This is a genomic window from Amycolatopsis magusensis (assembly GCF_017875555.1).
Classification (GTDB): Bacteria; Actinomycetota; Actinomycetes; order Mycobacteriales; family Pseudonocardiaceae; genus Amycolatopsis; species Amycolatopsis magusensis.
This window is the reverse complement of the sequence record NZ_JAGGMS010000001.1, coordinates 1,360,480-1,374,984: the sequence shown is the minus strand read 5'-3', so window position 1 is coordinate 1,374,984 and position 14,505 is coordinate 1,360,480. Positions and strand designations below refer to the sequence as shown.

The following is a 14,505-nucleotide window of genomic DNA, read 5'->3' as shown; positions in this document are numbered from 1 at the left end:
CGCGGCAGGCCAAGAAGCAGCCGAGCCGTGTTCATAGGTCCATGATAGCCGCCATGGCCAGGCGGTTTTCGCCCGGCCGTCAGCGCACGGCGAGCGCGATCACCTGGGTGACCTGGGTCGCGGCGAAGTTGTTGTCGCTGACCAGCAGCAGCGTGCGCTCGCCGGAGGGCAGCCGCGGGCCCCAGGTCATCCCCTCGACGTTGTCCACTGTGGACAGGCCGAGCGTGGACAGGTCCGTGACGAGCTTCTTCCTGCCCGGCTTGGTCAGGTCGATCTCGAAGACGCGCACCTTGTTGCCGACGCCGGTGACGAACGAGCGTTCCATGACGAGGAAGCGGTTGTGCTCGGCGTGCAGGATCGAGGTCACGCCGTTGTTGGCGAACGCGCCCGGCGGATCGGCCTGCGCGAAGATCGGCTCCTGCTGGTAGCGGTACTGCGCGAACACCGGCCCGACGCGGCCCTGCACCAGGATGCGCGAGACCGCGCCGCGCTCGGTGGTGGCCTCGGGGCCGTCCTGCAGCAGCGGGCCCTCGAACGCGGTCACCACCAGGGCGCCGTGTGCGGCGAAGGTCATGCCCTCCGGACCGTAGTTCTGCCGCGGCCCGGACTCGGGGTGCATCTTCACCTCCTGCGGCAACGGCAGGTCGCGGACGTAACCGCCGTCGCGCCGGGCTTCGCGCACCGACGGGTCCAGCAGCACGGTCGGCGTGCGATCGCCCTCCTGCGACCAGTAGTAACTGCCCAGCCACGGGTCGACCCGCAGTTCCTCCGGGTCGACGCCCTGCGGCGGGTAGTTCGTGCCGTCGGGCTGCTTGAGGTGGTGGACGCCGGTGAACCGGATCGCGCCGGTGAGGTCGATGTCGGCGGTGTAGAAGCGGGCGTTCGTGCGATCGTCGCTGATCAGCACGTACTGCCCGGTGCGCGGATCGCGGTCGATGCCGGACAGCCCGCCGACGGTGGTGCCACCGAAGGTCAGGCCGTGCGGCACGATCCGCTCGCCGAGCAGGCGAACGTGCTGGCCGGCGTGCGCGGCCGGGGTGAGCAGGGCGAGCGAGACCACCGCGGTCAGCGCGGTGCCGAACAGGCGCTTGAACATGGCGTGCAGCACAGCGGATCAGGGTGTCCAGCAGGTTGCCGCGTCATCACGCTTATGCTCGGTGCTGTGCTGGTAGTCGCGCTGATCCCCATCGTCTTCGGTGTCCTGGTCGGCTGGGGCGGAGTCCTCGGCTGGCGTGAGCGGCTGCCCAGGGAGCGCGGCGCCGGCGTGCGCACCGCCGCGACCCAGCGCAGCGACGAGGCCTTCCGCGTCGGCAACAAGGTCGCCGGCCTGCCGACCATGGTCGGGGGCGCGATCGGCGTGCTCTCGGGCGTGGCCGCGCTGGTCATGCCGACCGTCGGTGGCGTGATCATCGCCGCGGTGGTCGGGGTGCTCGGCACGCTCGTCCTGCTCGCCGCGGGCGGCGTGCTCGGCAACCGCGCGGCGCTGGCCGTGCCGGAACCGGCTCCCGCGCCTTCCGGCTGCTCGGGCTGCGCCTGTGGTGCCGGTGGTTGCGGAGCGTTCAGTTCCGCTGCAAATCCCCAGGGTGCGTAGCCAGTAGCGCCGTCGGCACCCCTTGGCGCCGCAGCACCTGACCCCACAGGTCCCGGTTCGGCGTGGCCAGCACGTCGCTGGGCAACGCGGGCACGATGAGCCAGTCACCGCGGCCGATCTCGCCCGCCAGCTGGCCGGAGTCCCAGCCCGCGTACCCGGCGAACACCCGCAGCCCGCGCACCTTCGGCACCAGCGTGTCCGGGTCGGCGTCCAGATCGACCAGCGCCACCGGCCCGCGCACCGCGATCACGCCCGGCACGCTCGCCGCGTCCTGCCCGGTCCGCAGCGCGGCCAGGCACAACGCGGTCTTCTTCTCCACCGGCCCGCCCACGAAGACCGACTGCGGCTCCACCACGTGCCTGCCCCAGACCGGCAGCACGTCGTCCACCGGGACCTCGCTCGGCCGGTTCAGCACCACGCCCAGCGTGCCCTCGTCGCGGTGGTCGATGACGAACACCACGGTCCGCCGGAAATTGGGGTCGAACATGGTGGGGGCAGCGACCAGCAACGATCCCGGTTCCACCTCGGCGTCCGCTCGCACGCCGCCCATGATCCCACTCCCGCTCCGGAGAAGGTGGGCCGACGCGGGAACAACAGCGGCCGCTGACCCGTTGAGCCCAGTGGTCGGCGCACTTCCGTGTCCCCCGGGCTCACTGAAGAACCGCCTTTGTGGAATACCGTCCGGCTGGAGCCACACTGCGCCAAGCCGCCGAGAGGCGACCAAAGTGCGCCGGCCACCTTAACCCCCGGCTCCGATGTGGACACTGTGGACCCGCGTTCGCACAAGCGAATGATCGGTCCCCGTTGGCTGGAACCCCCCGTGCCCTTCCAGGGCAACCACTAGGGTGGCGCCAGCACAACTTTTCGCTTGATTTCGGGGGCACTGTGACCACGCCAGGGGACGATCGAGCCCGGCTCGAGGCGCGAAACGCCGCCATGAAGGACCGGGTCGACGGCCTACTGGAGCAGTTCAACCGGCAGACCGAACAGCTGCGCGAGGCGCAGGCCGCCGCCGCGGAGGCCTCGGCCACGGTCACCTCCAAGGACGGCCTGGTCCGCGCCACCATCGACGCCAACGGCGTGCTCAGCAAACTCGACTTCGCGCCGACCGCCTTCGAGCGCAGCGGCGGGCCCGCCGCGCTCGCCGCCTCGGTGCTGGAAGTGGTCCGCACCGGCGGGTTGCAGGTCAAGCAGCAGGTCGCGAACCTGATGTCGCCGCTGACCGAGGGCATGCCGGACCTGACCGAGCTGTTCGAGGACGCGCCTTCGCTGGCCGGGCTGGTGCCGTCCATCCCGGACTTCACGCCGCCGGAACCGGAACCGCAGAAGCGGGCGGAATCCTTCGAGGAAGAGGGCTCGATCCTGGCGCACCGCCGCCAGCCGCCACCGCCCGCCGCGACACCCCCGCCACCACCTCCGCCGCCGCCCCCGTCGGCCATGCCGCAGCCGAAGCCGACCACGCGCCGGGCGCGGCCCACGCCGGTCGAGGATGAGGAAGAGCCGCCGGACAGCTGGCTCACCCGAGGGAACCGCTGATGTCCGCCGGGGGTGCGGGAGGTCAGGGCTTCACGCTCGACCCGGACGCCGCGACCACCGCCGCGTCCAAGCTGAACATCGCCGCCGACCAACTCGAGGACGCCGGCAAGGCGCTCGCCGACGCGCTGGCCGCCGAGGGCGCCTGCTGGGGTGACGACGAGTCGGGGCAGGAGTTCGCCAAGGACTACGTGCCAGGAGCCGAGGGCGCGGTGAAAGCGTTCACGTCCATCGTCGAAGGGATCCGCGCGCTGCGGACCAACGTCGAAACGGCCGTGCAGAGCATGGAAGGCGCCGACGAGACGGTGCGCGGGGTGCTGAAAGAGGGCGGAGGCGTCTGACCCGTGGGGATGGAGATGCCCGACGAGGTCAAGTGGCTGTTGCCCATCGTCGTCGGCGAGAGCTGGCCGGAAGGCGACGAGGACAAGCTGCGGAACCTCCGGGACGCCTGGCACACCGCCGCGAAGGCGATCAACCCGGCGGCCGACATCGGTACCAAGGGCGCCGACGAGGTGCTCAGCGCGTGGACCGGTGAAGGCGCCGACAAGTTCGCCGAGGCCTGGAAGAAGTTCGTCGAGGGCGACGAAGCGTACTTCAAGTCGCTGGCCGAAGCCTGCCAGGCGCTCGGCGACTCGGCGGACGCGACGGCGCTGGACGTCGAGTACACGAAGTACATGATCATCGCCTCGCTGATCATGCTGGCGATCTCCATCGCGGCCATGATCGCGGCGGCGGTGGTCACCTTCGGCGGGTCGACCGCGGGCATCGTGCCCGCGCAGATCGCCACCCGGATGACCGTGCAGATGATCTTCCGGCAGCTGCTGCAGAAGCTGATGCAGCAGGGGTTCAAGAAGATCGCGCAGGAAGTGCTGAAGCGGGTCCTCAAAGAGGTCCTGATCAACGTGGCCACCGGGGTGGCGCTGGACGCCGGGATCCAGGGGATCCAGATGGCCAGCGGGGACCGGAAGTCGTGGGACCGGAGCAAGACCTCGGACGCGGCGATCGGCGGTGCCGTCGAAGGCGTGGTCGGCGCGGCGAGCGAGGCGATTCCCAAGGGCGCCACGCGCGGGGTCTCGGACAGCGTCGGCGGCCAGATCGCCGACGGCGCCATCCGCGGCGCGGCGCGGGGAGCGGCCGAAGGCGTCGCCACCACCGTCGGCGAGGCGGCGGTCACCGGGGAACTGGGGAACCTGAGCGCTTCGGACGTCCTGATGGGCGCTTCGGGCGGGGCGACCGAAGGCGCCACCGGTGGGGCGAAGGGGAACATCGACGGAATCCGGGGTGCCAATGCTCCGGATGTGAACACCCCGGACACGTCGGGTTCAGGCTCGTCTTCCTCCTCGGACGGCTCTTCTGGTGGCTCGTCATCGGGGAGTTCCTCTTCGGGCGGTTCTTCCGGCGGCTCCTCGTCGGGCGGTTCTTCGTCGGGCGGTTCTTCATCGGGTAGCCCTTCGGGTGGTTCTTCCGGCGGCTCCTCGTCGGGAAGCTCTTCGGGGGACTCTTCGTCGGGCAGCTCTTCCGGGAGCTCCACGTCCGGCGGTTCCTCTGGCGGTTCCTCATCGGGGAACTCCTCGGGAGGCTCTTCCGGCGGCTCATCCTCGGAGGGTTCTTCCGGGGGCTCTTCGTCGGGCAGCTCTTCCGGGAGCTCCACGTCCGGCGGTTCCTCTGGCGGTTCCTCATCGGGGAACTCCTCGGGAGGCTCTTCCGGCGGCTCATCCTCGGAGGGTTCTTCCGGGGGCTCTTCGTCGGGCAGCTCCGCCGGTAGCCCGTCCTCGGGCGGCTCATCCTCGGGCGGGCCCGCTGGTGGTTCCTCCGGCGGCTCGCCCTCCGGTGATTCATCCTCGGGTGGCTCCTCCTCCGGCAGTTCGTCCTCCGGCAGTTCGTCATCCGGCAGCTCTTCGTCCGGTGGCTCGCCATCGGCTTACTCAGCTTCCGGCGGCTCGCCTTCCGACGGCCCATCCTCAAACGGCGCGCCTTCAGGCGGCTCTTCCTCGGGCAGCCCATCCTCCGGCGATTCGTCCCCAGGCGGCTCATCCTCGGGCGGCTCATCCTCGAGCGGCTCGTCATCCGGTGGCTCTTCCGGCGATTCATCGCCCGGCGGCAACAGTTCCTCCTCGGGCGGCTCCCCTTCGCCGGCCGGCTCAAGCCACGTCGGCCAGTCCTCCGCCGCGACGATGGAACGCTCCGACACCGGCGCAGGCTCACCCGCCCCCGCCGCGGCGCAGCACACCCCCTCCACCGCCAACGACGGTGGCGCCCAACAGCAACAGTCCTCCGGCTCGCAGCAGCAAGCCCCCCAACAACCCGCCCCCGCAGGCGGCTCCCCATCCCCGGGCGGCGGCTCCCCGTCTCCCGCGGGCGGCTCCCCAGCCACCTCGGGCGGCTCTCCCTCTCCGGCGGGCGGTTCCCCGTCCTCCTCGGGCGGTTCACCAGCATCCTCAGGCGGATTCTCGTCATCAGGCGGCTCGTCGGGCGGCTCCCCGTCCTCATCCGGTGGTTCGTCGGGTGGCGGCTATGGCATGGCCCCGCAGCAAGGCGGCAACTCCGGCGGCGGTGGCTACGGCATGGCCCCGCAGCAAGGCGGCGGCAACAACCCGCCGTCGCAGCAAGGCGGCGGGTTCGGCCCGCAGCGCCCACAGGATTCGGTTGCCGCCGCGGGCTTCACCGGCGGCGGCTTCCCGCCGCCGGGCGGGCCTCGCCAGGACGGGCCGCCGCAGGGTGGTCCCGGCATGCCCCCACCGATGTCGTCGCCACAGCAACCGGGCGGTGGTGGCTTCCCACCGCCGCCGCCGATGCAGCAGGGTGGCGGCCAACCGGGCGGCAACCGTCCGAACGGCCAGAGCCCGCGCCAAGGCCCGCCGCCCCCGGTTTCCGGCGCGCCCCAAGGCTCGCGGCCGGGACCGCGACCAGGACAGCAGGGCCCCGGCCAACCCGGCCCGGGACCGCGAGGCCCAGGCCAGCACGCGCCCGGCCAACGCCCTGGCCCGCAGGCCCCCGGACACCCGACTCCAGGCCAGCAAGGCCCCGGGCAACAAGGCCTTGGCCCACAGACGCCCGGCCAGCAAGGCCCGGGGCCACAGGCTCCGGGACAGCAGAGCCCTGGGCAGCAAAGTCCTGGGCAGCAAAGTCCTGGGCATCAAGGGCCGGGACAACAGGGCTCGGGACAGCAGAGTCTTGGACAGCAGGGCCCGGGCCAGCAGGCACCGGGTCCGCTGGGCCCTGGCCAACAGAGTCCTGGTTCGCAAGGTCCTGGCCAGCAAGGTCCTGGCCAGCAAGGCGCGGGACAACAGGGCGCGGGACAACAGGGCGTGGGACAACAGGGTCTGGGGCAGCAAGGCCCGGGACAGCAGGGTCCGAATTCACAAGGCCTGGGACAGCAAGGGCCTGGTCCGCAGGGGATTGGGCAGCAAGGCCCTGGGCAGCAGGGGACTGGGCAGCAAGGTCCTGGGCAGCAGCAACCCAGTCAGAGGCCGGGGCAGCAGGGGCCTGGATCGCAAGGCCCGGCGCGGCAGGGGCCGCCGCCGGGGCAGCGGCCGTATCAGCCGATGCGTGGCAACTTGGACCAGCCGCCGCCGGGGCGGGGTGGGCCGCCTCGGCCGCCGGGGTATCCGCCGCAGGGGCCTCGGCCGCCGCAGGCTGGGTATCAGCAGGGGCCGCCTCAGCGTGGGCCGCAGCAGCCGGGTGGGCGTCCGCCGATGCCGCCGCCGGGGCCGCGGCCGCAGGGTGGGATCCCGCAGCAGGGACCGCCGCCTGGGCGGCAGGGGCCGCCGCAGCCGTTCAACGCGTGGCAGAAACCGCCGCTCGATCCGAACACGCGGCCGGACATCCCGCAGCAGCCCGCGGCTCCGCGCACGCCTGAACAGCGAGCGCCGGAGCGGCAGGCTCCCGCCCAGCGCACGCCTGAGCAGACGGCGCCGGACCAGCGCGCCCCGGAACGGCAGGGCACGACCGAACAACCCACGCCGGAGCGCACGGCACCCGAGCAGGACGCGGCCACCCAGAAGGCGCCCGAAAACAAGGCGCCTGAGACGCCGGGGCAGAAGGCTCCCGAGCAGGGTGGGCCCGGGCAGAGGGCGCCCGAGCAGGACGCCACTGGCCAGCGGAGCGCCGAGCAGGGGGCGCCGGACCATAAAGCGCCCGAGCAAGATGCGCCTGGGCAGAAGGCACCGGAGCAGGACGCGGCTGACCAGAAGGCCGCCGAGCAGGGCACGCCGGAACAGGGCTTGCCGGAGCGGAAGGCGCCCGAGCAAGGGGCGCCGGACAAGACGGCTGAGCAAGGGGCGCCTGAGCAGGGGACGCCGGACAAGACGCCGGAGCAGGGCGGGCCTGAGCAGGGCAAGGCTGAGCAGGATGCGCCGGAGAAGGATGGGCCGGAGCAGCGGGCGGACGACGAGAAGGCGGCTGAGCGCGACGGCTCGGAACAGGACGGCAAGGAGCAGGACGGGCAGAAGGCCGACGAAGAGGCGTCCAGGCGTGACGACGGGGATCGGGTCGCTGAGGACTATGTGACGGATCCGGGGTTCCGGACCGATCGGCCCGAGGACTTCCGGGCGTTGGCCGACGCCCAGATGGACACGTTCCGCTCCGACGGCGCCGACAACAACGCCGAGTTGCCCCATGAGTTGTCCCGCCGGGACGCGTATGCGCGCCGCGCCGAGAATCCGCGGTTCCAGGACATGTCGGACGACGGGGTGTACGCGGTCCACACCTACACCCGGCCTGACGTGTTCGAGCAGTTGAACCAGTCGCTGCGCACGCAGGACGGGAACTTCGCGGATTCGGTGCAGCAGGCCAGGGCCATCGCCTCCGGGCTCAACGAGCTTCCGCCGCACGAGGGGCTGGTGTCCCGCCGGGTCGGGGTGATGGGGCGCGCCGCGGAGTTGCTGGCGGCGCAGTACAAGGTCGGCGAGATCGCGGTCGAGACGCAGTTCAACAGCTCGAGCAAGGTCACCGAGAAGAATCCGTCGAGCAAGTTCCGCGGCCAGGTCGAGTTGCGCATCACCTCGAAGACCGGGCGCGACATCGATCAGCTCGGCATGAAGCGCGAGGGCGAGGTGCTGTTCAAGCCCGGCACCCAGCTGCTCGTCACGCGCAACGAGAAGGTCGGCGACACCTGGATCATCGAGGCCGAGGAGATCGGGCCGGACGACCCGCGCTACCTCAAAGACGACGTCGTGCGCGACAAGATGGACGAGCGGCGGCAGCTCAGTGCCGAGCAGGCTCGTGAACTGGCCGAAGCGCCTGCCAGGGACATGAGCATCGCCGACAAGCTCGGCGGCGGGCAGCCCCAGCCCGACACCACGCCCCCGGCACCCGAACCCGAACCCGAGCCGCTGGAGCACCGCGGCGAGCCCGCCGACGGCTGGGGCAGCCTCGCCCAGGCGACCAACCCGCCGGGCGAGCCCGCGATCCACGCGGGCACGGCGAACTCGCCGGAGCAGCAGGTCCGCTTCCTGATGGACAACCTGCCCGAGACCCAGGCCGTCAACGCGCACAACTTCCACGGCTGGAACGCGCTCGAAGAGGGCTACCGCACCAACTCCAGCCGTTCGGTGGTCGCGTTCGAAGAGCGCATGCAGGGTCAGGACAGCACCGCGGACCCGGTGCCGCCGGACCAGGTCAGCCACGACGCGAACCTCGACTACGTCCAGGACAAGCTGGGTGGCGACTGGCAGCAACACGGCGACTTCGACGCCGCGCTGCGCGACCTGGCCGAGCGCCCGGTCGGCTCGCGGTCGGTGCTGGCCTTCGAATCCGAGGCGCCGAGCGATCCCGCCGACCCGAATTCGCCGAAGCGCGTGGTCAGCCACCTGGTCACCGCGGTCAACACCGAGCACGGCCTCGCGCTGGTGGACCCGCAGAACAACCGCCTCGCGGACCTGCCGGACCAGCCGTCGAGCGTGGCCACGCTGCCCTACCACCAGGGCGACGGGCCGGTACTGGACCACGACACCAGCCAGGACACCGGCCAAGACACCGACACGCCGCAGCCGGAGGGTCCGCTCGGCGACCTGGTGGAGCCGGACAACGGACGCCCGGACGAGGGTTACCTCTTCGACGACGGTTTCCAGGCCACGCCCGAGGACCACCGCGCCGTCGCCGACGCGTTCCAGGGTGAGGGCAGGCACGAAGCCGTCACCGCCGACGCGGTCAAGGCCCGCGACGCGGACCCGCGCTACGCCAGGCTGTCCGACGAGGACGCCACGGTCATCCGCGGCTACACCGGCCACGACTTCTACTCGACCGCCAACGCCGCGCACCGCGAGGGCCCGGGCCACCCGGACTTCGACCGGTCGCAGCAGCAGGTCCGGGCGCTGGTCAGCGCGCTGAACAAGATCGAGCCGACGCCGGGCGAGCTGCTCCGCGGCCTGAACTTCGGCGGCGACCCGATCAAGATCCAGCAGTTCCGCGACCAGTACCCGGTCGGCAAAACCGTGGTCGAGACGACGCCGCTGAGCGCGAGCAAGAAGGTCACCCCGGACCAGGACAGCGAAGCCGGTCCCGACGACCGGACCACGCCGGTGAGCAAGAAGCTCGACCCGGACCAGGGCAGCAAGTTCGGTCCCGACGTCGAGATGCACATCGACTCGAAAACGTTCCGCGACGTGGAGAAGCTGTCGCAGAACCGAAGCGAGGGCGAGTCGCTCGGCAAGCCGGCCACCCAGCTCTACGTCCACGAGAACAAGATCGTCACGGACCCGGTCACCCACCAGCAGAAGCTGGTCATCCGGGCCGAGGAGATCGTCTTCGGCGATCCGCGCTGGGTCGAAAAGGACGACGCCGAGCAGCAGATGGCGGAGCGGCGCGAGCAGACCGCGGCCAACGAGCGCGAGAACGCGGCGAGGGCGAAGGCGGCCCCGTCGCCGTTCGACAACCTCACCACGCTCAACCCGGCACCCGAAGGCACCGCGACCCCGCAACCGCAGCGGGACATCGCCGACGCGCTCGGCGGCAACGACAACGGCGGGTACGCGGGCGCCGACCAGGGGCCGGACGGCCCGTCGATGGATGCCAGCCAGGTCGGCGACCACGACTGGTCACCGCTGGCGCGGGCGACCAACCCGCCGGGCGAGCCGGCGATCCACGCCGACACCGCGAACCCGAACCAGCAGGCGAAGTACCTCGCCGAGCGGCACCCGGAGATGGCCGGGGTCAACCCGAACTTCCACTCGCCGGACGCCTTCGCCAACGGTTACCAGACCAACTGCACGCGCGGCATGGTCGCGCACGCGCTGCGCCTGGGCGGGATCGACGCGGAAGCCGGGCGGCTGCTGCCCGAGGACATGGCGTCCATGGGCACGCTCGACTACGTCCGCGAGAACCTCGGTGGCGGGGACTGGCAGGGGCACAGCGACTACGACGACGTCATCCGCACCATGCGTGACCAGCCGATCGGCTCGCGCGCGGTGATCGCGGTGCAGTACGTCGGCGACGACGGGAACACCTACGGGCACGTGGCGGAAGTGGTGCACACCAAGGAGGGTGTGGCCTTCATCGACCCGCAGAGCAACTCGCTGATGAGCCTGCCGCACCCGCCGGTGGACCTGAAGACGATGCCGTTCGACCCCGCGAAGGCGGTCGAGCTGCACAACGAGAAGCAGCAGGCGACGCCCGACACCGACACCACCGACACCACGGCCAGTGCGGACACCACCCAGCCGGTGCCCAAGCCGGACGCGCCGGTCGACCCGCGCATCGCGTTCCAGAAGCCGGACGCGCCAGTGGATCCGCGGATCGCGTGGCAGCAGAACAACCCGCCCGCGGGTTCGGGACTGCCGCCGCGTTCGGGGTACGAGGTGCGGCCGTCGCGGATCGGGCCGGACGGGCGGCCGGTGCCGTCGGTCTCGCACACCGTGCCGGACCGGACCCCGGCGGCCGACCGGGGTGGCTACGGCATGTCCGAGCCGCCGCGCCAGGACCCGACGCCGGACGCCCGGCAGAACCAGGACCAAAACCAGGACCAGGACCAAAACCAGAGCCCGGACCGGGACCAGGACTCGCCGACGCCGGAGGAGCGGCCGCTGCCGACCCGCCAGGAGATCGAGGCGTACCTGGACAGCGACCGGGTGCGCGACGCGATCCGGGAAGGCAACGAGATCACCGCGCGCGACCCGGAAGCCACCGTCAAGGTCGGCGACCAGCGCCTGCCGATCGGTGACGCGATCCGGGCGATGATGCTCGACTCGGACACCGGACCCGCCGTGGCCCGGATCCTGCGCGACACCCCGTTCCTGGAGAACTCGCTGCTGGCCCGCCCGCAGACGCTGTGCAACGTGCTGAAGTACCCCGGCGCGGTCGACGTGCTGGAGTCCTGCGTGCGGGAGGTGCGCGACTACGGCGGCGGTCCCGGCGACCTCGCCGATTCGTACAAGGCGGACCCGAAGCCCGCGCCCAGCGACCTCACCCCGGAGCAGGCCCGACTTTCGGCGGAGGCGTTCCGGGAGATCGAGCGGGCCACCCCCGAGGACCTGCGGCAGCCGGGCTTCGACCAGGACCGCAAGGACGACCCCGGCTACCAGCGCGAGTACCTCGAGTACCTGTACCGGGACTGGGAAGCGAAGAACGCCATGCTGCGCGAGTTCGCCCAGCTGATCGCCGGGGACGCCGAGGACGTCAAGGTCAAGTCGCGGGAAGTGCCCAAGAGCAAGGTGCGCGCCGCGGACAAGATCGACGGGTACAAGGGCCAGGCCGACAAGCTGAACGACCTGGTCGGCTCGATCGTCCAGTACCGGACGGTGGACCAGGCGTACCAGGGGCTGGCCAAGGTGCTCGAAGAAAGCCGCCGGCCGGGGTCGAAGATCCAGGTGGTCGACTTCTCCGACCGGTTCCTGGACCCGCAGAAGAGCGGTTACCGGGACCTGCAGATGAACGTCCGGCTGGAGCTGGGCGACGGGGAGTACCACGTCGCCGAGCTGCGGCTGCACGTCAAGTCCATCGACGACGTGGCCGACTACGAGCACGCGCTCTACGAGGTCCGGCGCGACTTCCAGGCGGTGGCGAACGCGGACGAGAGCCGGCAGGCGGGCGAGGACGGCGACCGGCCGCTGACCGCCCAGGAGCGGGCGATGATCGGCTCGATCCTCAACGAGGAGCGGATCCGGTTCGGCGAGGCCTTCCGGCTCGCGGGCGGCCGGGAGACCGAGCCGCGGGACTACACCAGAAGGACTGAGCGATGACCATCGAAACTCCGTCGTACTTCCTGTACTTCGGGCGCACCTTCGTCATCGAGTCCACTCCGGACGGCGGGCTCGCCGGGTCCCTGCTCAACTGGGACACCGGCGAGTTCGAGCCGGCCCACGAGCCCATCCAGAAGGTGCTCTTCGCGACCTCCGACAGCGACATCAGCGCACTGAGCCGGGAGCGGTTCGTCCAGCGGACCGAGCGGATCCGCCGGGAGCTGACCGGTGACGGGCCGATCTTCGCGCTCTACGAGACGATCGACTCGATCCACGCGCAGGCGAAGGCGGAGAACCGGCGGATCACCGACGAGGAGCTCGATCTGATCTCCTCGATCCAGCGGCGGACCTTCGCCATGTGGGAGGACGAACTCGCTCGGCGGGCGGCGGGCGAGCCGCCCAGTTTCACGGTTCGCCGCAAGCGTTGAGGATCCCCCGATGACCCAGCCACACGAGCTGCACCAGGGCCTGGCGGGCCGGTCCTGGCTGCAGGCGTTCGCCACCTACAAGGACGAGGAGTTCCAGGTGGCGGGCTACACCGCCCCGCACTTCCTGCTGTCGTGGAGCAAGGACGACGCCGAGCGCGCGGCGGAACTGGGCATCCCCGAAGGCGAGTCGGGTGGATACGTCGACAAGGCGACCCCGGACCAGCTGACCGCGCTCTGGCAGGTCCGGATCGACGTGAACCTCGCGCCGCCCGCGCAGCCGCTGTCCGAAGAGGAACGCGCCAAGCTGCTGATCGGCATCGGCCGCGCGCTGGTGCCGCTGCGGCCGGAGAACGGCTCGGTGACCGTCGACTTCCGCCAGCTCGGCGGGTACACCGAGGTCGAGGTCAGCTCGACCGACGCGGACGGCACGCTCTTCTGGTCCGCGCCGCCCGAGGTGGGCGAGCTGCTGACCGAGTTGCGCGCGGGCATGTACGAGAAGGGCGTCGGCGCGTGGCTGAAGGCGCGCTACACCCTGCGCGGCAGCCAGTTCGACTTCGACTTCGACCTGCTCGACCCGCCGGACTGGAAGCGCCCGCCGGACCGGCCGGGGCTGCCCACGCGCCTGGCCTTCGCCAGGGAGCTCGAGGAGTTCCCGCGCGACGACAAGCACATTCCCCAGTGGCTGCGGGAAAAAGCGGGCCTGCCGCTCGCCGTGTCGTTCAAGCACGCGCGGATCGTCGACGCCTACACCCCGGGTGAGCTGCCGGTGGTCGACCGGCCGAAGGTGCCCGAGGACGAGGTGCCCGCGCTGCTGCACTACCTCGAGCGTTCGCCGGTGGTGCTGATCGGCGACCAGCCGGGCCCGGACATCTTCGCCCCGGAGAACGCGCCGGACGTGCCCGAGCGCTACCACACCGACGGCGTCTGGATCTGGCACGCGTCGGCCGCCCACTACCTGCGCAAGCACGGCACCCCACCGGACCAGGAGCTGGCCGCGCACATCCGCGCGCAGCGGTACCAGCCCCCGCACGTGGACCGGCTGCACCGGCTGACCGCCGCCGCCGACCTGCTCGGCGAACCGCGGCCGAAACCGGATCCCGAGCAGTTCGAGCCGAGCACCGGCGACCTCGCCGCCGAGCTGGAAACCCAGGTCGGGCCGGAGTTGGACGGCGCGGAAACGCTGGCCACGCTGCGGGCCCGGCTCGACGAGGCAGGAGTGTGGCCGAACGCCTACCGCCTGGGTGGGTCCGCGGAGAACGCGTGGAGCCTGCTGCACACCGAGCGCGGCTGGGAAGTGGCGCGGTACCAGGACGGCGAGCCGGTCGACCCGTGTTACTTCACCCGGGTGGAGGACGCCGCGCAACAGCTGCTCGGCGCGGTCCTGCTGCACCCGGCCCGCATCACCGCGGGCGCGGAGAGCCCGCTGGAGACCGCCCGCGAACTCGCCGACTGGCCCATCCAGCCGGTCGACGGCGAACCACCGCTGACGTTGTTGCGGAACAAGCGGCTGATCCGGCTCACCGCCGGTACGGTGGTCGTGCGCTTCGGGGACGACCACGGCAACCTGGTCCACCACACCGGGGTGCGCTTTCCCACCACCTCCCTGCCGCTGGAGCGGGAAAGCGCCGAGCGCCGGTACCGGCTGGCCCGCCCGCTGTACGTGATCACCGGGATCACCGTGCCCTGGGCGAACCTGCCCGGGGGAGCGATCGCCTACGTTCTCCCCAGGACGATCACCGAGCACACCAGTGACGGAAGTCTGGAAGGAACGGTCTGA

General features: G+C 71.3%; 9 protein-coding genes and 1 pseudogene. 7 read left to right on the top strand and 3 right to left on the bottom strand.

Translation table 11 applies throughout. The annotated features are described in order from the left end of the window. Nucleotides 1–79: 79 nt before the first annotated feature. The gene (locus JOM49_RS06520) at nt 80–1,096 is read right to left on the bottom strand and encodes an esterase-like activity of phytase family protein (RefSeq protein WP_209663451.1); all 1,017 of its coding nucleotides are present in this window, start codon (nt 1,094–1,096) and stop codon (nt 80–82) included. Nucleotides 1,097–1,162: 66 nt separating this feature from the next. Here JOM49_RS06520 and JOM49_RS06515 point away from each other — a divergent pair, with 66 nt between their 5' ends. Continuing rightward, the gene (locus JOM49_RS06515; RefSeq protein ID WP_209663450.1) at nt 1,163–1,591 is read left to right on the top strand and encodes an SdpI family protein; all 429 of its coding nucleotides are present in this window, start codon (nt 1,163–1,165) and stop codon (nt 1,589–1,591) included. Here JOM49_RS06515 and JOM49_RS06510 read toward each other — a convergent pair. Next, nucleotides 1,560–2,141 carry a YqgE/AlgH family protein gene (locus JOM49_RS06510; protein ID WP_209663449.1) on the bottom strand — a complete coding sequence of 194 codons (582 nt, stop codon included), beginning with the start codon at nt 2,139–2,141 and terminating at the stop codon, nt 1,560–1,562. The two genes, JOM49_RS06515 and JOM49_RS06510, sit on opposite strands and share 32 nt — an antisense overlap. A 386-nt stretch (nt 2,142–2,527) precedes the next feature. Between JOM49_RS06510 and JOM49_RS06505 the strand changes: the two genes are divergently transcribed. The 3 genes and pseudogenes from JOM49_RS06505 to JOM49_RS44470 all read left to right on the top strand — a co-directional run. Then, nucleotides 2,528–3,127: a YbaB/EbfC family nucleoid-associated protein gene (locus JOM49_RS06505; protein ID WP_209663448.1), complete on the top strand. Its 600-nt coding sequence runs from the start codon at nt 2,528–2,530 to the stop codon at nt 3,125–3,127. Continuing rightward, nucleotides 3,127–3,465, top strand: a complete 339-nt coding sequence (locus tag JOM49_RS06500) for a WXG100 family type VII secretion target (protein WP_209663447.1) — start codon at nt 3,127–3,129, stop codon at nt 3,463–3,465. Before JOM49_RS06505 ends, JOM49_RS06500 begins: the two co-directional genes overlap by 1 nt. Nucleotides 3,466–3,474: 9 nt before the next feature. Further along, a pseudogene (locus JOM49_RS44470) lies at nt 3,475–3,858 on the top strand (WXG100 family type VII secretion target); the annotation flags it as partial. A gap of 1,187 nt (nt 3,859–5,045) precedes the next feature. On the opposite strand, the gene JOM49_RS06495 reads toward JOM49_RS44470, so the two are convergent. Beyond that, entirely contained in the window at nt 5,046–5,315 is a 270-nt protein-coding gene (locus JOM49_RS06495; protein WP_209663446.1) for a hypothetical protein, read from the bottom strand. Between the two features lie 1,504 nt (nt 5,316–6,819). Between JOM49_RS06495 and JOM49_RS06490 the strand changes: the two genes are divergently transcribed. From JOM49_RS06490 to JOM49_RS06480, 3 genes are read left to right on the top strand one after another with little or no spacing between them, the layout of a single operon-like run. Further along, a complete protein-coding gene (locus JOM49_RS06490) occupies nt 6,820–12,300 on the top strand; it encodes a toxin glutamine deamidase domain-containing protein (RefSeq protein ID WP_209663445.1) in 5,481 nt (1,826 codons plus the stop codon). Next, nucleotides 12,297–12,728: a hypothetical protein gene (locus tag JOM49_RS06485; protein ID WP_209663444.1), complete on the top strand. Its 432-nt coding sequence runs from the start codon at nt 12,297–12,299 to the stop codon at nt 12,726–12,728. The genes JOM49_RS06490 and JOM49_RS06485 overlap by 4 nt, the downstream gene beginning before the upstream one ends. A 10-nt stretch (nt 12,729–12,738) precedes the next feature. Continuing rightward, nucleotides 12,739–14,505 carry a TNT domain-containing protein gene (locus tag JOM49_RS06480; protein ID WP_209663443.1) on the top strand — a complete coding sequence of 589 codons (1,767 nt, stop codon included), beginning with the start codon at nt 12,739–12,741 and terminating at the stop codon, nt 14,503–14,505.

Coding starts and splice junctions, on each gene's coding strand:
- JOM49_RS06520 (WP_209663451.1), bottom strand. CDS start 1,096: ATGTTCAAGCGCCTGTTCGGCACCGCGCTGACCGCGGTGGTCTCGCTC.
- JOM49_RS06510 (WP_209663449.1), bottom strand. CDS start 2,141: ATGGGCGGCGTGCGAGCGGACGCCGAGGTGGAACCGGGATCGTTGCTG.
- JOM49_RS06505 (WP_209663448.1), top strand. CDS start 2,528: ATGAAGGACCGGGTCGACGGCCTACTGGAGCAGTTCAACCGGCAGACC.
- JOM49_RS06500 (WP_209663447.1), top strand. CDS start 3,127: ATGTCCGCCGGGGGTGCGGGAGGTCAGGGCTTCACGCTCGACCCGGAC.
- JOM49_RS06490 (WP_209663445.1), top strand. CDS start 6,820: ATGCCGCCGCCGGGGCCGCGGCCGCAGGGTGGGATCCCGCAGCAGGGA.
- JOM49_RS06485 (WP_209663444.1), top strand. CDS start 12,297: ATGACCATCGAAACTCCGTCGTACTTCCTGTACTTCGGGCGCACCTTC.
- JOM49_RS06480 (WP_209663443.1), top strand. CDS start 12,739: ATGACCCAGCCACACGAGCTGCACCAGGGCCTGGCGGGCCGGTCCTGG.